Below are 24,092 nucleotides of genomic sequence, written 5' to 3'. Positions count from 1 at the left end.
CGCTTCCGCTGATGATGGGGATGCTTTTGAATCTTGTATGGCGACTGCCGATGCGCCATTTTGCGCGGCCGAGCATCCGCCATTGAGTACCAGACCAAGCGATGCAAAATAGTATATTGCGAGCGACGGTGTCGGCTTTTTAGCGGCACCAATTTTTGAATCATATGCGCCATCAACATGTGGGTAAAAGCACGTATGGACGTCATTGAAAAACGATCCAGCATTGACGCAATCGGTTACAAAAAAATATAATATGCTTAGTTATGCACCGATGTTCCGGTGATCATCCATGGCAAGATGATGCTAATTTAAGTCGATAAAAAATAGCATTAACTAAAAAATGACAGACATCGTATTTCTACATGGCGTCTGTATCAATACACTAAATACCTGCGTTGTTACCTGGCAATAATACCTTTAGGAAGTATATTTTTTGTGGCCTTTAATTCAATCATTGAATTTATTGCATCGCAGATAAGTGACTCCTCGCCTTCAAACTTTATCACTGTTAGCGTGCCCTGATTGTGAGCACGTTTGTCGATTCTCATCTTCGCGTGTTGATTGGAAGGATAGTGTTGGTATGGTTTTCCAGAATGCGAATTACATGCTGGATTATCGTCCTGTCAACCAGCTGCGCTGAGCGGCGTTAGTTATTAGAAATAGAATCTAAATATTCCTGAATTGCCCAATTTATGGCACCGCTTAGCGGCTAGATCAACGTGGCTTTGCCTACTCCATCTTTAAAACTATCAATAAATGCGGGACATGCAATAGTTTGTAACCTCTTAATATCATCACAATGTTACGTGCTAATTTGCTGCTATCAACACCGTTAAATGCCAATATTGTGAGATCACCATGTTAAAAAACAAGAAGACACTGTCATTGATGCTCAGCACTACGCTTTGTGTGGCAATGTTACCGCTGGCAGGATGCGATAAAACCAAAGCGCCAGATCAACCGGCGGTAGACGCGTCTCCGGCTAAGCCTGCTTACGTGCCGCCGACAGCGGAACAGCTGTATCAAATGGTAGGGCCGATCGCGCTGTTTCCAGATAAGTTGGTGGCGCAGGTTTTGGCTGGCTCGACCTATCCTGATCAGATTACCGCTGCGGATGCCTGGTTGGGACAGAACAAAAATCTCAAAGGCGCTGCATTGGTGGCCGCAGCAAATCAGCAACCGTGGGATGTCAGCGTAAAAGGCTTGACCACGTTCCCGGATGTGCTGGATCAAATGGCGTCAAATATTCAGTGGACCTCGGCTTTGGGTGCAGCTTATGTGAATGATCCGACGGACGTAATGAATGCGATCCAGGTCATGCGTCAACGCGCTTCCACCAGCGGAAATTTGAAAACTACGAAGCAGCAAAAGATCGCCGTCGTGACGCGTGCCAACCGGACACCGCCACAAGGTTATGTATTGCGGCCGGGTGAGCCAGCTGTGTATTCGGGGCCTGAAATCATTCCCGCCCCGCCTGACATGATCATGATCGAACCGACAGAGCCGGACTACGTTTATGTCCCGACTTACAATCCGCGAGTGGTCTATGGCGATCCTGTCGCCTATTACCCTGGCTATAGTTATGCGCCACCGCCGCCACCACGCTATAGCACTGGCGAGGTGGTTAGCACCGGCGCGATTTCATTCGGCCTCGGCGTTGCAGTAGGTGTTGTGATTAGCAATTCGAACTGGGGTTGGAATTCGTGGGGAATGCGTTGGGGCGGTGATCGCGATGGCGGCGGAGATAGAGGACGTGGGCGAGATGATGACCGTGGTTGGGGTGATAGTAATGGTGGATCAGATGGCGGTGGATGGCATCGGCCTGCAGTGGTGTATAACAACGCGACCTATGTGTCGCGATCTTCTACGGTTGTTAATCAGGTCACTAATAACAATTACAACAATAATTACAATAACCATAACAATAACTCGGTCAATAACGCGAACAATAACAACAGCATCAATACCCGTAATAATACAACGAATAATGGTGCTCCCGGTCAGGGCGGTAGTAACAGTGCGCCAGCCAATGTTGCACCTAATGCGGCAGCCAACAACGTGGCAAATTCGAACAATGCTACTCGACCAAATTTCGCACCCCAAAATCAGCAGCGAGATTTTGTAGCCGGAGCCGGACTTGGAACCGCGGGACAAGGGGCGACCAGAGCAGGGCCACCGAATGTTAATAATATGAATCACGGTCAGCCTGTTCAAAACAATGGTGGACGCGCACCAGGACCTGGCCCCGCTGGACCTGCTGCGGGCGTCGCAACGCCGGGCGTCGCTACGCCGGGCGTCGCAACGCCGGCCAACACAGCGCCAAATTTCAATAAAATGAGTCGGCCTGATTTCAGTCATGTCGCGCCGCGTGGTGGTAACGTGCAACAGAACCAACAACGCCCAGATGGCAATCAGGCGAACCCTGCGGATAGTGGCAGACCGCGGCAGAATCAAGAGCATGCGGAGAGCAACCCGCAAAACAGACCGGCTGCTGCTGCCGGAGTGCAGGTACGACCAGATGCGGCGCATCCACCAGCCACACCGGTTGCACAGCATCCAGAACAACGTCCTCAAGGATCGCCACAGGAACGGCCTCAACCTCAGGCGCGTCCACAGATGCAATCGCAGCAGCAAGAGCACGCGCAGCAGCAGGCGCAACAGCAGCAGGCGCAACAGCAAGCTCATGCCCAAGCACAGCAGCAGGAGCGTGCTCAAGCACAGCAGCAGGAACGTGCTCAAGCACAGCAGCAGGAGCGTGCTCAAGCACAGCAGCAGGAACGTGCTCAAGCACAGCAGCAGGAACGTGCTCAAGCGCAGCAGCAGGAGCGTGCTCAAGCACAGCAGGCACAGCGCGCTCAGGTGCAACAGCAGGAGCGTTCCCAAGCGCAAATACGGCCACCGGCCCAACAGCAAGAACGTTCTCAACCGCAAGCGCAGCCGCAGGCACAGCCTCACCCACAAGCGCCTAACAATCATCCTGAGGCGCATGAAGGTGGTGGTCGCCCTCATCCAGATAAGAAGGATGAAAACAAGCATGAATGAGGAGGCGATTGACTCGATCAAAAAACCAACAATTGAAGCAGTTTATGGACTTCACAAAACGGATTAAAAATCGTCTCAACTTACTACATCAGGAATAAAAAAAGGGTTACCAGAAAAGCTCTTCTGGTAACCGACTTTTTATCACGTCGCTTAAAAATGACACCGCACAGGTTAGCCCAAAAATAGTAAGCCAGTAGTAAGCGATATCGCAATCGGGGATACTCTTTAGAGCAATCTATTTCATTCTTTTACTACATTGACGAGACTTTATTATGAACATTCACATCACCATCGTGCCGTTAGTTTCTCTACTTGCAGGTATTCTTATTTTAGTCATGCCGCGTCTGCTAAACTTTATTATCGCCATTTATTTGATTGCGATAGGCGTCATTGGGTTGTTTGGAAATCATTTACATTTGTAATAAAAAAGCTTGCCGGGCCTCATCTCACAAGGGGCCTGGCATTTTTTTATGGTGTCCGGAAATGAACCTATAGCTTCCGTCACTCGATCTGCAGTTCAGCGCGCCAAGCCAAACATGTTGCATCTTAAATCTGTGACGATTTAATTTTTCTGCCACTAGCGACGACGTTATCTGGTGGGGCGTCCTGATGGTGTGAACGACCTCTTAGCAATTGCCATCATTGTTGCGCACATAACATTTAAAACTTTGTCGGCGTTTGTCAACAAGCGTGTCTTTGTCCCTTCAAAGTTAACTCCCTCAGTCTGCCCTATACACCGCCCCCAATGCACTGATCCTATGCGGATGTGCGGTTAGTTGAACGCAGGCTATACCTTCGACGATTTCACGCTTTATACGACGTAAATACGCAGGTAAACGTCGTTATTTGTAGGTCTGCGGTGAAGTGAATATTACAAAATAACAGGAGGGAACCACTATTTTAAAGGGGAAAATGCTATGGATGGAACAGTATCAATGCAGGTTGGACATGGTCCGCAGGCAGCGGCACGGTTAGAGCGCTTGCCGGTCAGTGGCTATCACAAGATGATTTTTTTTATCATCGCACTGGCATTTTTCTTCGATTCGATTGATCTTGGGATGATGACCTTTGTATTGGGCTCAATAAAAACCGAGTTTGGATTATCCACCCAAGCGGCTGGTGCGTTAGCGAGCATGAGTTTTGTTGGCATGGTGTTGGGTGCGGCGATGTCAGGGATGTTGGCCGACCGCTTTGGCCGCAAACCGGTATTTCAGATCAGCATGATTATTTGGGGTGTGGCCAGCTACCTATGCTCGACGGCACCCGATGCGACCACGCTGGGACTGTATCGTTTTCTGCTAGGGCTGGGAATGGGGATGGAATTTCCGGTGGCGCAAACATTGATGTCGGAATTTATCCCCGCGAAGGCACGTGGCAGGTACGTGGCGCTGATGGATGGATTTTGGCCTCTGGGTTTTATCACCGCTGGGCTGATTTCGTATTTTGTATTGTCTTCCTATAACTGGCGCAGCGTGTTTGTGGTGCTAGCAATACCGGCATTATTTTTGCTAGTGGTACGCCGCTTCATTCCAGAATCGCCGCGTTGGCTCGAACATGTCGGACGCCACGAAGAGGCTGAGGCAACGCTGGAAAAATTCGAGAGTAAAGTAAAACGCAGTCTCAAACTTCAGGTATTACCTGAGCCACTATGGTCAATCGGCGCGTTACCGTCCGGATCAACGTCACGTAAAACCAATTCCTTCATGGCGCTGTGGTCGCCACAACACCGCACGCGGACTATCATGATCTGGGGTCTGTGGTTCTTTGCGTTGCTCGGTTTTTATGGCTTAACTACGTGGTTGGGTGCGCTGTTGCAACAAGGCGGTTTTGCGGTGACCAAGTCGGTGTTGTATACCGTGGTGATTTCACTTGGCGGGATTCCCGGATTTTTGACGGCAGCATGGCTAGTCGAAAAATGGGGGCGTAAGCCGACTTGCATCGCCTCTCTGCTGGGCGGTGCATTGATGGCCTACTTGTATGGAAAAAGCGCGATGAGCGGTCATGAAAATGCATTGATTGCGAGCGGCTTGTGTATGCAGTTTTTCTTGTTCGGAATGTGGGCTGTGCTGTATACCTACACCCCTGAACTGTATTCAACCGGTGTCCGCGCAACGGGGTCCGGCTTTGCTTCCGCGATTGGTCGCGTGGGTTCTTTGCTAGGCCCTTATGCTGTTGGCGTGGTGCTGCCGACATGGGGGCAGGGTGGCGTGTTTACGGTCGGGGCGCTATGTTTTGTTGTTGCTGCTGCATTGGTATTTTTTCTGGGGATTGAAACCCGTGGATTGGCTTTGGAGGAATTGTCGGCTGATTAGATCGGTTCGGTCTTTGGCAAAATATTCGTAGAATTAAGCGCGCGGCTGCATCCAAATAATACTTGCTAGAAACCGTTTGGATGCGGCTACCAAAAATGATGCACTACCTTAACTAATGGGTTGTTCGTGATAAAAAAAGAGGGTATTGAATTGCAATAATTTTTTACAAAAATTTTACATTGCAGCGCGTCATTTTTAGAGAATCTTTACGTCCGATCTATTAACCTATATTCCATGATGATCACGGAAGCGGGTTATATATGAACAAGATGTCACCGATCGATATAGAAAAGATACATACATCATTTCCTTTGTCGTCGTACCTATTCCCTTGTTTTTTTCCGTACACGTCGCGTACCGCAAACTTTGGTAAAAGCCACGCTGGGAATTTGCCAAAAATAGGCAATCAAAAAAGCGATATCACGGTATTTACGTCAGATACAAAACGTCCTGCACCAGCCGCCAAAACGCTTCCAGCTAGTCACGATACCGGTCTTACTTTTGATGGTCAGATTGCGCCTCAAACACACAATCAAAACGCCTCAAACGGCGCTCTGCCTTCACAGTTTAAAGAACGGTCTTCCACACCTAAGCACCGTAGTGGCATGCACAATGTAGCCACACTCAATCGCACTCGTCAGGATTGCATCATGTACCTGATCGTTAGTGCCGATTGTGTCACTCAATTACGTCATGTAGTGATGGAAACGTGCGGCGACTGTGTGGCGTTTATTCGGATACAACCTATTGCCCATGCAACCCGTATGAAGGTGTGGTTGGGTTTGAGCAAGCCAGCGGTATGTCAAATTATGGCGAGCGTGATGAATAGTTTGCCGGGTGCTGAGTTTGGTCAGGTCATGCCTTTTGAATGATGATCAACTGCATGAGATTGTCCTGTTAACTGTCATTATTATGTCTATTCGTTGAGTGAGAAAATTATGTCTATTTTTAAAGGAATCTGGGTTCCTCTAGTGACACCTTTCATGCAATCGCATGATCAAAAAATCGATTTGGATGCAGCGCAAAAACTAGCCGTGCATGTAATCGAAAGTGGCGTGCATGGTTTGGTCGTTGGCGGCACGACTGGTGAGGCAGCGACTTTGTCGGAGGACGAGCAAGCTTTGCTGTTGGCTGCTGTGATTGAAGCGGTAGACGGACGCTGCCCAGTTGTAATGGGCATCGGCGGCAGCGATACCCGCGCTTTAACCGATAGAGTGCGACGTTTTAATGCTTATGCGCTAGCGGGATATCTGATATCGGCACCCGCGTATGTGCGGCCGTCCCAATTGGGTATAGTGCGTCACTTTCAAACATTAGCTGATCACACCGATCGACCAATTATTATCTATAACATTCCTGCTCGTACCGGCGTGAATATCACATTGACGACGGTCGAGCTGCTTGCGCAAGACCCGCAATTTTGTGGGATCAAAGAGAGTAGCGGCGATGTTTTACAACTGACTGAGTTGATTGAGAATACGCGTTTGCAGGTTTTTTGTGGTGACGATACTCTGATTTTTCCAACATTTTTATTGGGAGGACACGGTGCCATTTCTGCTGCTGCGCATATTCGTCCAGATTTATATGTCCAGCTATATGCGCTGATGCAAACGGGCGATAATGTGCAGGCACGTGCCATTTTCGATAGCCTTTTGCCGCTTATTCGGATCTTGTTTTCGGAGCCTAATCCCGGCCCCTTGAAGGCTGCATTGTCTATGCAGAATCGGATTCAGGAGGAGTTGCGATTGCCAATGACGGCGATGACGGCGTCTGGGCGGCGGCGCTTGGAGAAAGCTCTGGAAGGCGTTATGGGGTTACCGGTATATTCTCCTTTGATTAACCGTGTTTTTACGGATGACGCTGACCGAACACAATTCTTCAGATCGGCATTGACGTCGGTATGAGTGTTGGCTTGCTTATAGTGGATTTTATAGCAAATTGTTTTGCGTGGATTTGACTGCCAGACAACAGCAACCAACAATGGCGTCGCTTCAGCCAAAAAAAGCGATGCGCCATCCCTCACGATAACGTCAAAAAACGCGTCCCAATTGCAGGTAGAGATTCCACACGCCTTGCGGGGCAAGGGCGAAACCGAAGTAGAGTGGTCCAATTAAGCTGTTGCCGCCCACAAACATGCTGACACTTTTCTTGTAGGGGCCTTTGTTCACACTATCGCGGGTTTGCCATACGTCGCCTATTTCGAGTGAACTGCCGAATACAGGATTGCTTAAACCCGGGATGTTAAATTCACGCAAATTGTTGAGATAAGTGATGCGGCCATATGCTAAATAGTTGCCGGTAAACTGGTCTGGCGCATAGGCAGATAGGTGTTGGAATCCACCCAGTGTAAAGCCCAGTCCACCATTCCCGATACTACCGTTGGCGTTATCTGCACCGTAAACCCCAGCGCCTTCCAGCGCCAGATTAATGGTGTGGCGACCACTGCTGATCGCCCATAGCGCTTTGATCTGTGCATCGTTATAGTGATTTTCTGCCCCGCCGAATGCGATATTGGTAATCGCAGACAGGTAATAGCCTTTGCGTGGAAATAAGGCGTCGTCAAGCTGGTCGATGGTGACCTGCGCACGTGCAGTCGTTTGCTTGATTTGCTGGCTGAGAAACAGGTTGCCGGATTCACCTGGAATGTTATAAAACGGGTGACCATTGAGTTGCCGATAATTGACGCCCGCGCGGAACTCTCCTAAGCGTGCGATCGGTATGCCAAGGTCGACACCGACCGTGGCACTATCGATGACGTAAGAGGTTAGTGGCACAGTGTTGGCGTTGGCCCCTTCGTCAGGATAAATGTCCACATGCCTGCGATTATATTGCGCATAAGGTGCTACATACAAACCGAGCGTATCCCAGATTGGTTGCCGCAATTCGGAGCGCCAATCGACTTGTTTGTCACCTAGAACGATGTCGTTGCGCCACTCCAGACCGCTTGGGGTCAGCCACGGAAACCGATGGCCGATTTGGAGGTTGAAGCCGCCGCGTCCATCAAAACTATTCGATACGCCAAAGCCGAATAAAAGGAATTGTGGCCCCCATGTTTTTGCCTCTGCATTCACGTTCAGAATATTGCGTCCGTTTTCTACGACCATTTCTTGCGTGACGCTTTTAAAGTCTCCATTAGTGGTCAGGCGCGTCAGGTCCTGATTCAGGGCGCTTGAATTGTACAGATCACCATCATGGACGCCAAGCTGGCGCTGGACGATCTCCGCCGGGACAGGTCCTTTTGTCGTGATGTTGATCGCATCAATGCGTGTTTCTGCCGTGATGACGTGCCCTGGTTGTCGCGCCGCCAGGTATGTTTTCCATTGGGTATCCGATAATGCCAAAGGCACCAATTTGGCACGGGCTTGTTCGGTTGCCTGCGCACCCGCATTGATACCGTCCTTGCCGCGTGAAAAATCGGTGAAAGACAAATCACCTAATTCAGGCTCGATCAGGATATCTTTCTCTTTAAGTAAGGCTTTTTGGGCCTTAACGTTTTGACGAATCAGAATGGTCACCATCTGCTGGGCGACTGCTGTTGGCGACTCGATGTTGGAGGGATCTTGCAAGGGAGTGGCAATATTCACGGCAATAATGATATCGGCGCCCATGTCGCGCGCAAGTTGAACGGGCAAATTGCTGACCAGACCACCATCCACCAGAGTGTGACCATCAATGTTAAAAGGTGTGAATAAGCCCGGCACAGCCATGCTTGCACGAATTGCACGCGGCAACGATCCTGCTCTTATGATCACTTCTTCGCCGGTACCAAGATCAGTCGCGACAGTCCGGAATGGGGTTGGTAAACGGTCGAAATCGATATTGGCTGGCAGTTGCGTGGTCCAGTTCTGTAGCAAAGCCAGCAGATGATTCCCCTGAACCAGTCCGGTCGCTATCTTGAGTTTGCCATCGCCGTAACCGGCAGATAATCCAATCGGATACTGAAAATTATCTTCACGACGCGACTGCGGTAGTTTTGCGCGATCGTTGCGGTCGAACGCGATATCGCTCAAATTGATCTCAGATAGTTTTTTTTCCAACGCATCTGCCGACAAACCACTGGCATACAGACCGCCGACTACCGCACCCATGCTGGTGGCGGCAATGTAATCGATAGGGATATGCCATTGCTCCAGCATTTTCAGTACGCCAAGATGGGCATAGCCGCGCGCGCCACCGCCGGAGAGGACCAGGCCAATGCGCGGCCGTTTTTGTACAACTGTAGGGGATGTGTCAGGTGCTGCGTCGGGCAATCTAGTTGCGCCATATGCTGACTGCGTCCAAGCCGTTGTCAGTATGGTTATTAGTACACTTTTAAGCGCCGTTGTAAGGATGCGTGGTGAGATACCAGTACGCAAAAGGGGGCGAAGCTGCGGTTTCAGACAACGGATAACATTTAGGCGCATGAGTGAGGTCGTAGGTTTCGTCAGAGTGCAAAATACGTGGAGCGGTCATGGGGTGGCGCGGCGGTTTGAAGGCGGCAGCCTACATACTTTGGAAACTTTGGCCCGATTTTTTACGCTTGCTAAATAACGGAATAAAAAAAAGAGGTAAAAAATATTCTCATCCTCACTAACGCAGGTATTAATATTAGATTATCAAGTTACCTCGCTTTTTAATGCGTTATACATGGATGATGCTAGTGGTCTGCATTTTGTCGTCAGGTTGTAAGACAAACTGTTCGATTATCTTTTATACATGCCGATTTGGCGGGATATTCAACTTGGTTGCAGGCAATTTTACCGCTATTGCACAATTAGCCGACGAAATTTTAGCTTTAGGAAAATACTATGACAAGCGCCCATCCACAGCTCGTTAGTGTCAAACTGGAAAAGCTTCACCCGACGCAAATCACGGTAGGTAAGGAGGAGGTGGCGCTGAAGCGCAAGGCGTGGGAGAAGCTCAATAAACGTGCGCGCGCAGCGGCGTTAGATCAACACTGGTTTCCGGCTATTTCTGGCCCGAACGGCATCCATTATATCGTCGATCACCATCATTTTGGACTGGCACTGATTGAAGAGGAGGTCAAAATGGTATCTTTACTGGTGTTAAAGGATCTCTCCTTTATCGAACCCGCCAGATTTTGGACCGTCATGGATCACCATCAATGGGTGCATCCCTATGATGCCGATGGCGTGCGTTGTCAGTTTGATGCAATTCCAAAGCGTCTGGAAAAATTGCAGGATGATCCATATCGCAGTCTGGCAGGCGAACTACGCCGCGCCGGTGGTTATGCCAAAGATGTGACGCCATTTAGCGAGTTTCTCTGGGCCGATTTTTTTCGTAGCAGAATATCGCGCGATATGTTGAGGGAGCAATTTGACAAGGCGATGATAAAAGCAATGAAGCTTGCGGGTAGTCAGGATGCGCGCTATCTGCCCGGTTGGACCGGTCTGGTAGTGGGTTGACGCGATGGGCGCTGCCAATAGCACATCCGTCAACGCTGCAACGGTGAATCGGACCAAGCGGACCAATAAGCAGCCGACAAAAAATAACGACAGAAATCGTTGGTCGGATGTGATCGCAGGACTCTCCATTGCGGGCCTGTTATTACCCGAGGCTGTGGCTTACGCAAGCATTGGTAATTTGCCGCCACAGGCCGGTGTGATTGCCTTGTTTGCCGGATTATTGTGCTATGGCTTGCTCGGTACTAGCCGATTTGCGATTGTCTCTGCCACGTCGTCGTCCGCCGCAGTTCTGGCAGCGGCGACTGCCGCCATCGCTAATGGCAATGCTGGATTACGGCTGACGCTGGCGATCGGTTTGGTATTGGTATCAGGCGTTTTCTTTTTGCTGGCATCTCTGGCGCGGATGGGTAACGTCACCGATTTTATTGCCAAGCCTGTGCTGCGCGGTTTTGCTTTCGGGCTGGCGATTGTGATTATTCTTAAGCAATGTGCCAGCGTGGTGGGCGTTCAGCCTGTGCACAGCGATCTCATCCGCTTTATTCCCGAATTAGTCGCTCGTGTCGCTATATGGAATTGGGTCGGCGTTGCGGTGACAGTCGTCGCATTGATTTTATTGTTTATTTTGGCCCGATTCAAACATATTCCGGGTGGTCTGATTGTCATCGCTCTCGGTATCGCAGCCAGTAAATGGTTCAACCTATCGGACTATGGCATCGGGATGGTGGGGACAATTCAACTGCAATTGTCGACACCTTCATTGCCGCTGCTAACGCACGCAGAGTGGTTGCGTATTGGCGAATTAGGTTTTGCTATGGTCATGATTTTGTATGCCGAGTCGTATGGCTCTATTCGGACTTTTGCGATGAAGGTCGGCGACAATGTATCACCGAATCGTGACTTGATGGCGTTGGGTGTATCCAACTTGGTATCTGGGTTATTTCACGGAATGCCGGTCGGTGCCGGTTATTCGGCCACGTCGGCTAACGAAGCCGCGGGCGCTAAGTCGCGCTTGGCAGGTTGGGTTGCGGCAGCGGTGGTGCTGGCTATTGTATTGACTCTATTACCCAGTATCGCTTTGACGCCAGTGCCGATATTGGCGGCAATTGTGATCCATGCGGTGAGTCATACCTTGAATCCAGCCTTATTTCGGTCCTATTTTGCCTGGCATCGGGATCGGCTGGTCGTGATATCGGCTGTAATCTGTGTATTACTGTTGGGGGTACTGGACGGTTTGCTGGCGGCCATTGCGATCAGTATCTTAATGATGCTTCGACAACTTTCAGCGTCCTCGATTGTGGTCTTGGGACGGTTGGAGCAAAGCCATGATTTTGTGAATATAGCGACATATCCGCGAGCAAAAGCAATCTCCGGCATATTAATTCTAAGACCAAATGAGCCGATTTTCTTTGCCAATGCAGAACGCATTTTAAGTCAGGCGCGGCTGGCCTTGAAGGCCGCTGATGCGTCGATTCATACCGTTATTATTAGCCTGGAAGAGTCTCCCAATCTGGACAGCTCGAGTATTGAGGCATTGCTGGATTTCTATCGGTCTGTCGCGCTTGATGGAAGGCAACTTTTATTAGCGCGTCTTAAGGCGCCGGTTTATGACCTGCTGAAGGGCTTGGGTTCGGCGCTTGTTCCGCTCAAATCGCTGAATAGTTTGAGTGTTGACGACACGGTGAGAATTGCACAGGCGGATACCAGCCCCACCTCCAATTCGATCGCCGCCAGTGCTACTGATCCTGTTACTAAGCTGCAAGCTCTTTAAGCCTTTTCCGCCAGACAGAACCGAATGGCTGCCTCGCCGATGGTTTGACAGTTGTCTACCTACCGGTAACGCTCTGAATACATTCATAAAGCGTCTGCCATTTAAACGGTTTAAAAATATAACCGTCGGCCTCGGCCTTCAGGCCGCGCATCACATACTCGTCCGTAATCTGTGAGGTAACCATAATCACGGGTAATTGCTGTAGCGCTGGATGGCGACGAATGTATTCCAGTACGTGAAATCCATCTTTGCCGGGTAATCCCGGCAGCATGACATCGAGCAACACTAAATCCGGCAGCGGACCACTCTCAGGTGCTGCAAGCGCACTCAAGGTTGTAATCGCACCCACAATATTGTCTACGATCTGGACGTCGAAATTTTTATGTTTCAGCAGCGTTTCAAGTAAATGGCTTAACGATTCGTCGTCTTCCACCACCATCACTCTTAGCGCTGCTGTGTTCTCGTTCGGAGTGAGACCCGAAGTCTTTTGTCCATAGGTGTAAAAACCCTTTTTTTCCAGAATAGCCGCACCGCGGCGGGCTTCGGCCCACGCCTGCACACTTTCCCTTAGTGTGAGTTCCGTCACTTGGATGGTCGGCAGCGCCTGCGTAAATTTAATCAGGCCATCTGTCGTAAATTGCGTCCGTTGCTGGGTCTCGATTGATGATTCGCGGTAAGCGTCCGAACTTCCGTTGGAAAACACGCGAATCAATCCCTGGCTAAGTAATGACCCGAGTGAAGTCACCAGCTTTAGGTTGGTCGTTGAATCAAGCATGTTACTAATGTCGTCAACATTGGATATACCGTCGATCAACGTCAAGATACGTGCATCATCTCGTGGTATATTTTTTGCGCCGCCTTTAAGCTCATTCATGCCTTTGGAGGTCTTGCTGTAAATAGCCGAGTTATCCATTGGGTGTTAAGTTTCTCCGTATTTACCTATTCCGCTAGTATATTTCGTCTCTGCTTTTTGTAAAGTACGAATACACATGGTGTAACAATTTGATTGCATAATGTCAATATATATCTGATTCCTGTCAGACTCCGTCGGGGTTTATTTTTGTCATAATGATGGCTGGCAGAAATGCTTCAAGTGTCGATATTCCTGTACTTAGATCGATCAACGTTTTTTCGGACCAGGCGTTGTCGGCGATGTAGATCTGCATTTGTTGTTCCAGCAAACCTGCTTGCTTTCCCAGTGCAATAAAGCCAAAACTGCCAGCGCTTCCGCTCAGCGAATGGAGTAGAAAGTATAGAGTAGTGATGGTTTCGTTTTTTTTTAATCCTCCACCGGTCAATTCTCCTTTGTCCAACGCTTCTTTTAGCTGTTCTAAGGCTGCGTGCATCTGGGCAAATTTGGCCGGCAATATCTCAGCGTATTCTTTCCCTAGAGAAATAATTAGACGCGCTAATTCGTTATCTTTATTAGCGTCTGGTGTACGTTGCTCATTCATTTTTTTCGCCCCACAGCTTCCGAATCAATTGCGCCAACTGCATCGGATCGAAAGGCTTCGCGATCACGTCTAACGCACCTAATGATTTTAAATACGCGATTTCATGCGGCTGTGCTTTGGCAGTCATAAAAATGGTGGGCGTCTCAGCAGCGCCAGGCAAAGTGCGTAATGCTGCCAACGTTGAAGGTCCATCCATCTCCGGCATCATGACGTCCAATAAGATCAGGTCGGGTCGATTGCCGCTGTTGATGGTCGTCAACGCTTCCGCTCCGGAACTACAGAGGGTGACGTCAAAGCCACCAATAGATTCAAGCGCCAATCGGGCAATACTCTGAATATCAAGGTCATCCTCAATGTACATAATGGACATGAGAACTGTGTTGTGCGCCTTGGTCGATGGCAATGTCATATATGTCCGTCAACTGTACTTTGCTTCAGTGGCGCATCGAATGTTGCTGGCGCTACGATAGCAGGCAAGTCAATAAAAAATTCAGTCGGATCACCGACAGCGCTTAGAAATCCAATATGCCCACCATGCCGCTCAACCAGATCTTTACTAATACTGAGGCCTAAACCGGTGCCACCTTTTTTTCGCGAGTCAGCCGAGTCAGCCATGGCAAATTTTTGAAAAATCCGGTGGCGAAATTCTTTCCCAATGCCACTCCCATGATCAATCACGGAAAGCCGTATCCAGTTTTCATGCGCAATCTTGTGTTGCAGAATATGTAACGTCACTGTGTCTTCGGTCGGCGAAAATTTGATCGCATTTGACAGCAAATTTATCAACACTTGCAGTAAACGATCTCGATCCGCGCAAACATAAATGTTTTTATCTTCAGCAGCGACTTTTAAAATCAGTTTCACATTAAATTGCGCCGCGTAACCCTGCGTGGCATCAATTGCTTGCTGAGCCATAGGTAACAGCGCTTGATCAACCATCTCAAAGCGCATATTGCCGGATTCAATTTTTTCGATATCGAGTACATCATCAATCAGTCGTACCAGTCGTGCACAGTTTTTACTCGCGATTTCCAAAAGTGTTTTGGCTTGCTCCGGCAATTCCCCTGCGACGCCACCAACCAGCAATCCGATTGAACCTCGGATTGAGGTTAGTGGTGTCCGAAGTTCATGAGAGACAGTCGAGATGAATTCATCTTTAATGCGTTCAACTTCTTTTCGATCAGAAATATCCTGTAAAAAAGCACTAAAAAAATACTCGTCTTTATTGTGAACCAGGCTGATTGTGATTTCGACTGGGAATTCATGATTTTGGCGGTCCAATACAACGCGTTCCATCCGATTATTCAGAAAACTAAGTGCGTTCAATTTACCTAAGTCGCCCGATTCTCCTGGGCCGCCCGACTCGCTTATTTGAACCACTTTTTGGATGGCAGCATCTACAACTGTCTGAAATCTTGCGGGGATGATCTTGCGCGACATTTGTTGCCCGATGACTTCTTTTCGACTCCATCCGAACATTTTTTCGGCTTGTGTGTTCCAGTCGATAAAGTTACCGTGCAAATCGACCCCAATAAAAGCTGCCTGAGCCGTTTCAATGATGCTCTGAATACGATTTTCTCGCTCGGTAACCTTCGTTAGCGCTTTCCCAAGTTCGGCGGTACGCAGTTCAACGCGCTTCTCCAGAGTAAGATTTAGCTCTTTTAGCGCAGATTCTTTTTTTAGTAAATCTCCGACCAGCCCATTGAGCGAGGCCGTTAAAGCTTGCACTTCGAAATAATTATTATTGCCTGGCGTTGTTGGTATATCCGCGATTTCGCCTTTTTGTATTCTTTGGGCGGATTTGGCGAGCGCGCGCAAGGGCAGAATGATATTGCGCGCCACGATCAATCCCAGAAAAGAAAATAATACGGCGGCAGCCAAGCCTGTCCAGATGACCTTTTGCTGAATTTTTTTAAGCGGCATAAACGCGTCGACTTCGCTTTGACGCACTAATACAATCCAGCCCATGCCGGGATAAGATTCATAACCTTTGCTAGCGCTGTAACCGACCAGATAGCGTTTTTTATCCGGCCATGTTTCGGCTGTATAACCGGAGGGCGACGTTTGCGCCAACTTCAAGCTGGGAAGATCAATTGTTTTGTTCTTAAGGTCGCCTGGGCCAAGAAGAACTTTGCCGTCCTTATTGAGAATGATCGATTCGACGTTTCTCCGCTGATCCGATGGTGTGACAATGGACTGTTCAATATCGTAGGCCCATTGCCATGACAAATGGGTCGCCAGGATGCCAGCGACGCGGCCGTCCTTATCGCGATAGGGAAATGCAATGTCAAGAAGACGCATTGCTTCTTTGGTGGAAGATTTGCCATCGGTAACGGGCGGTAGCAATTTAGCCAAAAACACAGCGTCATGGACGTCGCCTAGATAGATACCGTGCAATGCATTTTTAAACCATGGACGCCCCGACGCATCTGCACCTTCGAGGACTTTCTTGGCCGACACGATCACCTTGCCGTCGAGATCGGTCATCCCAATCCAGGCATAGTAGGGATAACTCTCTTGCAGTGTTTCCAGCTGTTTGCGATGTTGTAAAGCATCGTCTGGCATCGTGTTCAGATCGTAGCGGGCCGCCATCAGTTGGACCTCCCGATAGCGTTCGAACATGTCACGATCAAATGTGTCGGAGGTTTGGGCCGCCAGCTCCCTCAAACTATTACCGATACGTGATTTGATTGAATCGGTGGCGGAGATTTCAATCACGCCAACCAGAATAAAAGTAAGCAAAAGGGAAAGGGCAGAAAATGCCAGAGCCAGATAGACGGCCACGCCTCGTGATGAAAAGTATTTTTTTAATTTCAGTGAAATGAGGGGCATAGCGTCTTGAAGCGCAATAAATTGAGGATAAATCGAATCAGCAGCTTTTGCTGTTTTTAGTATTTTTGTTGAACATGCTCAGCTAGACTGGTTTTTTACTACCTCGAATCGACGTTTAAACGGTTTTAACATGCTCCCAGCACCAATGCCCGTAAGTCATCTATTACAAATAATCGGGGAAATACCTGACGAAAGCGACGACGACCAGCCTAAAAGTGATCGTCATCGGTTTTTACGCGTTTTACAAACTATTAATAAAGATCCGTATTCTTACCGATTGACACTAATCATTAGTAATCCGAATAGTTATTTCGTCAGCTGTGTACGAATTTCGCCGCCAGGATGCGCAGCGCTATGCACATTGACGTACAAATTTCCCGCCATATAACTTGCATATTGGCTATCGGTCAGCATTGCACCGGGTGGTACAGACCAAGTGTTATCAGCCGTTTTGCTTAGCGGCACGATCACCGGACCATTAGCACCGGCTGCTCCCTCGTGAATGTGGGCGGCTTTGCCATCGACGCCGGTCGTCACGACTTTGCCAGTGACCGTCTTATCCGCTGCCACCGCAATAGTCACAACGCCTGTCGCTTGTGAATCGTTAGGCGGAACTTCGTGCGCGCTGTCCAATTTGGGTTGCATGCTGTGTCCCATCATTCCCATTGGATCCATGCCAGACGTTGTACATCCGGTGATAAGGGCAGACATTGTTAAGGCGGAAGCTAGCAAATAAGGTCGTGCAGCGTTTCGGAGGATAAACATCGTGAGTTTCCTTTTCGGTTATTGATCGATGTGAAAAAACAGTTTAGCCGGTTTTGAATCATTCTACCGTTGCATAAAAACAACTAATTATAGGCCGAGTGGAGATGCGCGTGAGCGCTCGTGGTGAGAGACCTATCTTGCCAGATAACGTGACAACTTACCATGGGGGATCTGCACCTGCTTCATTCTTCAGAAGCGTGAAACTTGCCATTTTGTATTCGTCGCGCGTGGGCAAACTATCTTTCACTACAAGCATTCCTGAGAAAGAAAAATTGGCCGTTTTGCCTCACATTCATTTGACAATAAGAATCATTCGTATTAAATTTTGCCCTACCGTAGAATCATGCAAAATGTGAATATTGCCCTTTGGAATATTACGGGCACAGTCGAAGAACGCGTAGCTTACTTATAACTCTTATTTATAGCTTTATTTATATCTGTTTATTGCTTTTGTAATCTTAGTCAGCCAACTGGGTTTTTATCCGGCCAGCCAGCCAATTGCTTCACCGTAAAAACACTTTATTGCCCGATTAATACGTCGGGCACACTCTGACTGATCAAGGAATTAAGTAATGAACCGACGTCTCACGCCATTGGCCGCCGCTTTGCTGGCAGCCTTTGCAGCGCCTGTTGCCATGCAGCAAACCGCCTTCGCACAAACCGTACAAACCACACCGGCTGCACAAACTACCCAAGCTGAAGCAACTTTACCTGAAGTCGCGGTCAAAAGTCAGATTGATAAATCAGACTACAATCCCGTCACAAGTACTGTTGGTGGCAAGGTTGCTACGCAGATTCGTGACATTCCGCAATCGGTGAATGTCATTAATCGTGCAGTTCTTGAAGCCCAGGGCGCTGCCTCGCTGCAAGAAGCGCTGCGCAATGTGCCGGGTATTACAATCGGCGGCGCTGAAGGCGGGCAAATCGGTAACAACTTCAATTTGCGTGGTTTTAGTGCGCGTACCGACATGTATCTCGATGGTTCGCGTGATCGCGGTCAGTATTATCGTGACACGTACTATTTGGAATCAGTCGAAGTGTTGAAGGGTCCTTCGTCGATGTTATTCGGCCGTGGATCAACTGGTGGCGTGATTAACCAAGTCAGCAAGACGCCATTTTTGACAGATGCGAATCAAGTATCTCTGAGCGCTGACACCAACGGCGGCGTGCGTTCGACGGGCGATTTTAATCGCAAGTTGTCCGATACTTCGGCGTTCCGCATCGAAATGATGGGGCAACAAGCAAAAACAAATCGTGACCAGATGACCAATCAGGATTTCGGTGTTGCTCCTTCGCTGCGTTTCGGCATCGGTACACCAACTGAAGTGACCTTGTCCGCGTTGATTTCACACAATCGCGATATGCCGGATTATGGTCTGCCACCGGTAAATAATCATCCAGCGCAAGTCTCGCGCGATACTTTTTATGGTCTCAATGACGATCGTACTATTCAGGACGTCGCAATCGTCAGTGCGCGCGTTGAGCACAAGATTAACGAAAATGTGACCTTGCGTAATCAGACGCAGTACAGCGATTACGTCACGAATGCACGGGAAACAGCGGCTAATAACGTTGGTACAGTCACTAACGGTACCTTTACTGCATTGCCAACGGTTGCACAGGGCAACACGACTGCATTGCCTTTGAGTCAGCTTTATGTGAAGTTAGCTAGCCATGACCGTAACATTCATGACCAATCGTTAGACAATCAAACCGACTTGATCGCCAAGTTCGATACCGGCACGCTCAAGCATACCTTGATCGTTGGGTCTGAAATTAGCCACGACGAATATGACAATGCTGGCACTACGCGTAACAATTTGCCGATCGTCACAATGGTTGATCCCGTCTATCAATCACAACCGTCGAACGTCACCACAACGGTCGGCAATCGCGCCAAGTCTAGCGCGAATGCGCTGGCGGCCTATGTAAACGACACTGTCGCTTTAAATAAGGAATGGAAACTGGTTGGCGGCGTGCGTTGGGACCGCTATCAGGCTGAACTGAACAACAGCATCGCTACTGGTACGCCAGCGTTGACCCGCGCGGACCAAACGGTGAATTTCACCAGTGTTCGTGCTGGTGTGATTTATCAACCAACCGATGCGCAATCTTACTACGCGTCATACGGCACTTCGTTCAATCCTTCATTGGAACAATTGACCGTCACTTCAGGTCTCCAGAACGTGGCTCCAGAGACGAATAAATCATATGAAATCGGTGCTAAATGGGATCTGTTCAATGGCGATCTTTCCCTCACATCGGCGATATTCGATATTGAAAAAACCAATGCGCGATCATTAGTCACGACAGGTGTTTATCAGCTCGACGGCGATGTGCGTGTTACCGGTTTTGAATTGGGTGCAAGCGGTCACATCACGCCGCAATGGCAAGTTATCGGCGGCTATACGCATTTGAATCCGACCGTCATACATGCCTCCGCAGCAGATGGCACGCAAGGTAAAACGCTAGCCAATACACCACGCGACAACTTGACTTTGTGGACTACCTATAACCTGACCAAAATTTGGGAAGTCGGCGGCGGTATGCTGTATATGTCGAGTCGTTTCGCCAGCAATACCAACGTGGTTTCTGCAGGTGGTTACACGCGTTTTGATGCTACTGTCGCGTATCATCAACCAAAATATGATCTGCGTTTGAATCTACTCAACTTGACCAATAAGCATTACATTGACGCGTTGATCCCTTCTGACGGTGGTCGTTCGGTTCCGGGTGTTGGCATCACGCTGCTAGCAAGCGTAAACTATCGTTTTTAATGTGAAGGTGATCGACCCATGTTGTTAGAAATCCCCAAGGTATTGAACGCCGAGCAACTTCTTCTGGTGCGAGATAAACTAAACGCTGCGGGGGACGCATGGGTTGATGGTCGTGCGACGGCTGGTCATCAAGGCGCTCAGGTCAAGCGCAATTTGCAAATCAATGAACACGCGCCGATAGCAATTGAACTGGGTGATTTGATTTTGGCCGAGCTGGAGCGTCATCCTCTTTTTATCAGCGCCACACTGCCGCATCATGTCTATCCGCCGATGTTCAATCTGTATCAAGGCGGAATGGCGTTTGGCAGCCATGTTGACGGTGCAATAAGGCAGGTTCCGGGAAGTCGGCTCAAGATACGCACCGACATCTCGGTGACGCTGTTTTTGAGCGAGCCGGATACCTACGACGGCGGAGAATTGCTGATCGAGGACACCTACGGTGTGCAGTCGGTCAAACTTCCGGCTGGCCACATGATCGTCTATCCGGCAACCAGTTTGCATCAGGTCAAGCCCGTAACAAGCGGTGCGCGACTAGCCGCATTCTTCTGGGTCCAGAGCATGATTCGGGATGATGGACAACGGACTTTGTTATACGATCTGGATAGCGCGATTCAACGTCTTAATCAAAGCGCCGCCGATCCGCACGCGTTGGTCCAATTGACCGGTAGTTATCATAATTTGCTCCGCATGTGGACCGACATATAGTTATAGGACTTCCAAAAACCGCCCGGGCGGTGTTGTGCTTTCTTAACCGCCCTAGCGTACTGTCTTAAATTCCTTATTGCACTGGCATCGTCGTTCCCAACTTTGCAGCCAATACCAGCACGACCAACAGCACGATGAGTTCGGCTATCAATACTCGCCTGAAACCGGCTGCACCGGCGTTTTTATTGCGGTCTAGTTGTGTTAGCCAATACCAGCGGTTGCGTAATCCTAAGCCGGAGGCAATCAGCACGGCGCACAGTTTGGCCAGCAATATCCAGGCATAATCAGAAGCCCAAATATCGCTCGCATGTCCCATCGTTCTTGCTACGTTAAACAAGCCGCTCCCAATGACGAGGAGGAGAGCCCACGTGGCGACTTCAGAGAGACGATGCGCCAGCGCGCTACGTTGGGATAAACCCCAATGCTTCCAGTCGGTGCTAAGTAACGCGCAAACAATTACCGATCCAACCCAAGTTGTCGCCGCTAATATGTGCGCCGTGTGAATCAATACCCAAAAGCTGAAAAACCCCTGATCTGCCGCGTGCCCGGTTGCGGCCCGTGCAAATGAGAATCCGATCAGGCCAAGTATAAACAGCTCACGACGTGCAGGAATGTTGACTGCCATGACCGCAATTGCCAACAAGATCCATGCGGCGAACGCTAACCAAAGCATCTCCCCAAAATGCGATTGCGTTAATACCAGCCATAAAGATGTTGGAAGGTCGCTAAGATTGCTGTCGGTCATTGCGATGGTACTGAAGCAGTAATACGCCAGCAGGCCAACACCGAGCAACCAGCAAGCCCAGCGGGTGATGTTATCGAGTCGGTGAGATGGCGCCCCCGATAACGCCGCCGATCTCAGTGCTGGTCGCAGCACAACCACGCCAATCGCTATTGCCAGCGCAGCGTTCATTATTGCCGCAAACAATGGTTGCAGCCAGTTGGCGGCGACCGATCCCATCACTTGACCGTGAAGGTATAAGTGCCTTGCGTACGGTGTCCATCGTCTGCTACCGCAACCCATTTCACGTGATAAACGCCTGTTGGCAGCGTTGGCAAGGGCACATGCATAGTCTTGTGCGTCGTACTATCAACTTCGGCCTTGGCGCTGTTGATTTGCTTGCCTTGCGCATTACTGACGATCAGGCTGCTGAATGCTGGTTCCAGCGCTTCGTCATACGTGATGCGAACTTCTTGCGGTGTACTGACGACCGCGCCTGCCGATGGCGATTGCGTCTCAGGATGCGCGTGGGCAAAGGCTTGACCAATGCCACCTAAGCAAATTGCGCCGAATGTGATCAGCGCAATCTGGCGCAGGAAGGTTCGAACGGATGAAAAATAAAGTTTTTGCATGGTATTACCTTTTAGAAAATGGGTTTTCCGACTGAATGCGGGAACATGTCATCGAAGAAAATATGGGTTTGGATGAGTACGCCAATACCATGCCCGCTGGCACTATTGGCCGGAATTTGCGCTTCCAATCCGATCTGACCCAAGCGCGACTCCCAGATAACACCAGGGTTTATCGTTCCGGTCGTATGGCCAGAACAGCTGCCGCTGGTGCAAGTGCTCATCGCCAGTTCAACGATTGGAATCATATTGGCAAAAGGCTTGGATAACCCGACGTTTTTGACGAACGATTGCAGGTAAGGCAAGCTGTATTGCAGCGTCATGCCCCAGTTCAGCGCATTGGGAACATTGCTATTGCTTGCAGTTTGCTGCCCGACCGTACCGGTAATAGCCAACGGCTTAAGCCAGCGCAGCGCTTCGGGTAAATCGCCGAATCCTTTGCCCGCGTAAATTGTTGGCGTATACGTTGAATAACTGCTGCCGATTGCTTTACTGCCAGTGCCGCCGATATCAGTATCAATCCCGACCGACAACAGGAACTCGTGCACAGGGTTCACGTAGGCCATGTATTTGATACCAAGTCTCAGGTTGTCGAATCCCTTCACGGTTGGATCACCGGCAGCGCGTTGTGTCGTGTAGTTGGTGCCAACACTGATCGCCAGGTTTGAGGTGATGGTTTTGGCATAGTTGACGGACAAGCTATTGACGCTGGCGGTATTGCCATCGTCGTTTGGCGTTCTGATGTGACCGAACTGAAAATCAAGTTCGTCGCCGACACCGGGATCATCAACCGCCATCGTTGCTGGAAAGATACGGTCGCCTGCTACGGCATGTGCATGACCAAGTGGCGCGAGACTTGCGATAGCAAGGCCAAACGCCGCACGAGTAAGTGCGTTTCGCATGATGTCAACATCCATTGAGAAAGAGTGATGAAGCAAGTTGCCGCGCAGCATAAAAGGCAAAGCGCGGCAGGATGTCAAAAATCCAGAATGGTCTTAAAACAGCGGCGGAGGTTGTGGACGATTTGCGGCGGCGACAGGGCGTGGGCGGAATGCGGCGCCGAGTATGGCGATGAAGGCTTGGTGGATGTGGGCGACGGCAGCGAGTTGCGGCAGCGTATTGACTAAAAAAGGACTATGTGAAAAGAGATTGCAGTAACCGCAGGCTTCCTGACCGTCCTGACCGTCTTGACCTCGATGATCTTGATGACCAGAATGCGCTCGTTGCGTCTGTTGCGACTGTTGCTCAGGCAGACGGTGCGTCATACCCTTCATTCCCGACATTCCCATCATATCGTGCATCTTTGATGCGCCATGGTCGATATTATCCGCTTCGGCGGATGCCGCCGTATGAACTATGCAGAGCGGTGACGCTTGAATAATCTGTGCCAGCATGGGTGTTCTACTGTGAAACCGCTTGGCCGCCAACGTTTGCGAAATCATAGGCGCGAACCCACTTATCAAGATAACTAGTATCCCAATCCACGCGCCATAGTGCATTCGTCGTAAAGCCAGCATATTCAATAGCCCAGCCACTATTGTGGAGACGATACTATTATCACATAGGTATCTGGGATCATCCCAATGATATGTAGAGCAATCATTGCACCGATAAATGGTGTGATCGCATTACTGGGCCGACTCTTATTGGGGGAAGCGCAAAGAAACATCGGGCCGGTCTGA

General features: G+C 49.5%; 19 protein-coding genes. 9 read left to right on the top strand and 10 right to left on the bottom strand.

The window, feature by feature from the left end; all coding sequences use genetic code 11:
- Positions 1-858: 858 nt before the first annotated feature.
- The 5 genes from QN379_RS00625 to dapA all read left to right on the top strand — a co-directional run bounded on the left by QN379_RS00625 (position 859) and on the right by dapA (position 7,258).
- Positions 859-3,042, top strand: coding sequence for a DUF3300 domain-containing protein (locus tag QN379_RS00625; RefSeq protein ID WP_323505747.1), 2,184 nt, complete (start codon positions 859-861; stop codon positions 3,040-3,042).
- A gap of 272 nt (positions 3,043-3,314) precedes the next feature.
- Positions 3,315-3,464 carry a DUF3096 domain-containing protein gene (locus QN379_RS00620; RefSeq protein WP_322235941.1) on the top strand — a complete coding sequence of 50 codons (150 nt, stop codon included), beginning with the start codon at positions 3,315-3,317 and terminating at the stop codon, positions 3,462-3,464.
- A 495-nt stretch (positions 3,465-3,959) separates the two neighbouring features.
- On the top strand, positions 3,960-5,354 hold the full coding sequence (locus QN379_RS00615; RefSeq protein ID WP_322235943.1) for an MFS transporter: 1,395 nt from the start codon (positions 3,960-3,962) through the stop codon (positions 5,352-5,354).
- Positions 5,355-5,614: 260 nt separating this feature from the next.
- A complete protein-coding gene (locus tag QN379_RS00610; protein ID WP_323505746.1) occupies positions 5,615-6,226 on the top strand; it encodes a hypothetical protein in 612 nt (203 codons plus the stop codon).
- A gap of 66 nt (positions 6,227-6,292) precedes the next feature.
- On the top strand, positions 6,293-7,258 hold the full coding sequence (dapA, locus tag QN379_RS00605) for a 4-hydroxy-tetrahydrodipicolinate synthase (RefSeq protein ID WP_323505745.1): 966 nt from the start codon (positions 6,293-6,295) through the stop codon (positions 7,256-7,258).
- Positions 7,259-7,384: 126 nt separating this feature from the next.
- On the opposite strand, the gene QN379_RS00600 is transcribed toward dapA, so the two are convergent.
- Positions 7,385-9,604, bottom strand: coding sequence for a patatin-like phospholipase family protein (locus QN379_RS00600; protein ID WP_322235949.1), 2,220 nt, complete (start codon positions 9,602-9,604; stop codon positions 7,385-7,387).
- A 537-nt stretch (positions 9,605-10,141) separates the two neighbouring features.
- Between QN379_RS00600 and QN379_RS00595 the strand changes: the two genes are divergently transcribed.
- Both QN379_RS00595 and QN379_RS00590 read left to right on the top strand, forming a co-directional pair.
- On the top strand, positions 10,142-10,759 hold the full coding sequence (locus tag QN379_RS00595) for a ParB-like protein (protein WP_322235950.1): 618 nt from the start codon (positions 10,142-10,144) through the stop codon (positions 10,757-10,759).
- A 4-nt stretch (positions 10,760-10,763) separates the two neighbouring features.
- Positions 10,764-12,527, top strand: a complete 1,764-nt coding sequence (locus QN379_RS00590) for a SulP family inorganic anion transporter (RefSeq protein ID WP_323505744.1) — start codon at positions 10,764-10,766, stop codon at positions 12,525-12,527.
- Positions 12,528-12,582: 55 nt separating this feature from the next.
- On the opposite strand, the gene QN379_RS00585 is transcribed toward QN379_RS00590, so the two are convergent.
- From QN379_RS00585 to QN379_RS00565, 5 genes are all read right to left on the bottom strand, one after another.
- Positions 12,583-13,440, bottom strand: coding sequence for a response regulator (locus QN379_RS00585; protein WP_322235954.1), 858 nt, complete (start codon positions 13,438-13,440; stop codon positions 12,583-12,585).
- A 124-nt stretch (positions 13,441-13,564) separates the two neighbouring features.
- The gene (locus QN379_RS00580) at positions 13,565-13,981 is read right to left on the bottom strand and encodes an Hpt domain-containing protein (RefSeq protein ID WP_323505743.1); all 417 of its coding nucleotides are present in this window, start codon (positions 13,979-13,981) and stop codon (positions 13,565-13,567) included.
- Entirely contained in the window at positions 13,974-14,390 is a 417-nt protein-coding gene (locus QN379_RS00575) for a response regulator (RefSeq protein ID WP_322235957.1), read from the bottom strand. Before QN379_RS00575 ends, QN379_RS00580 begins: the two co-directional genes overlap by 8 nt.
- Positions 14,387-16,813, bottom strand: a complete 2,427-nt coding sequence (locus QN379_RS00570) for an ATP-binding protein (protein ID WP_322235959.1) — start codon at positions 16,811-16,813, stop codon at positions 14,387-14,389. The genes QN379_RS00575 and QN379_RS00570 overlap by 4 nt, the downstream gene beginning before the upstream one ends.
- 306 nt (positions 16,814-17,119) lie before the next feature.
- Positions 17,120-17,578 (bottom strand): CHRD domain-containing protein, encoded by a 459-nt coding sequence (locus tag QN379_RS00565; protein WP_322235961.1) that lies wholly within the window; start codon positions 17,576-17,578, stop codon positions 17,120-17,122.
- 572 nt (positions 17,579-18,150) lie between these two features.
- On the opposite strand from QN379_RS00565, the gene QN379_RS00560 reads away from it, so the two are divergent.
- Both QN379_RS00560 and QN379_RS00555 read left to right on the top strand, forming a co-directional pair.
- The gene (locus tag QN379_RS00560) at positions 18,151-20,355 is read left to right on the top strand and encodes a TonB-dependent siderophore receptor (RefSeq protein WP_323505742.1); all 2,205 of its coding nucleotides are present in this window, start codon (positions 18,151-18,153) and stop codon (positions 20,353-20,355) included.
- Positions 20,356-20,373: 18 nt separating this feature from the next.
- Positions 20,374-21,060 carry a Fe2+-dependent dioxygenase gene (locus tag QN379_RS00555; RefSeq protein WP_323505741.1) on the top strand — a complete coding sequence of 229 codons (687 nt, stop codon included), beginning with the start codon at positions 20,374-20,376 and terminating at the stop codon, positions 21,058-21,060.
- 73 nt (positions 21,061-21,133) lie between these two features.
- Here QN379_RS00555 and QN379_RS00550 read toward each other — a convergent pair whose 3' ends face one another.
- The 4 genes from QN379_RS00550 to QN379_RS00535 form a co-directional block, all read right to left on the bottom strand.
- Positions 21,134-22,021, bottom strand: coding sequence for a copper resistance D family protein (locus QN379_RS00550; RefSeq protein WP_323505740.1), 888 nt, complete (start codon positions 22,019-22,021; stop codon positions 21,134-21,136).
- Positions 22,021-22,413, bottom strand: coding sequence for a copper resistance CopC family protein (locus tag QN379_RS00545; RefSeq protein WP_322235967.1), 393 nt, complete (start codon positions 22,411-22,413; stop codon positions 22,021-22,023). The genes QN379_RS00550 and QN379_RS00545 overlap by 1 nt, the downstream gene beginning before the upstream one ends.
- Before the next feature lie 11 nt (positions 22,414-22,424).
- Positions 22,425-23,312 carry a hypothetical protein gene (locus tag QN379_RS00540; protein WP_323505739.1) on the bottom strand — a complete coding sequence of 296 codons (888 nt, stop codon included), beginning with the start codon at positions 23,310-23,312 and terminating at the stop codon, positions 22,425-22,427.
- 93 nt (positions 23,313-23,405) lie between these two features.
- Positions 23,406-23,909, bottom strand: coding sequence for a DUF2946 family protein (locus QN379_RS00535; RefSeq protein ID WP_323505883.1), 504 nt, complete (start codon positions 23,907-23,909; stop codon positions 23,406-23,408).
- Between the last annotated feature and the right edge of the window lie 183 nt (positions 23,910-24,092).

The organism is Glaciimonas sp. Gout2, assembly GCF_035018905.1.
Taxonomy (GTDB): Bacteria; Pseudomonadota; Gammaproteobacteria; order Burkholderiales; family Burkholderiaceae_D; genus Glaciimonas.
This window is presented reverse-complemented; position numbering and strand designations above follow the sequence as displayed.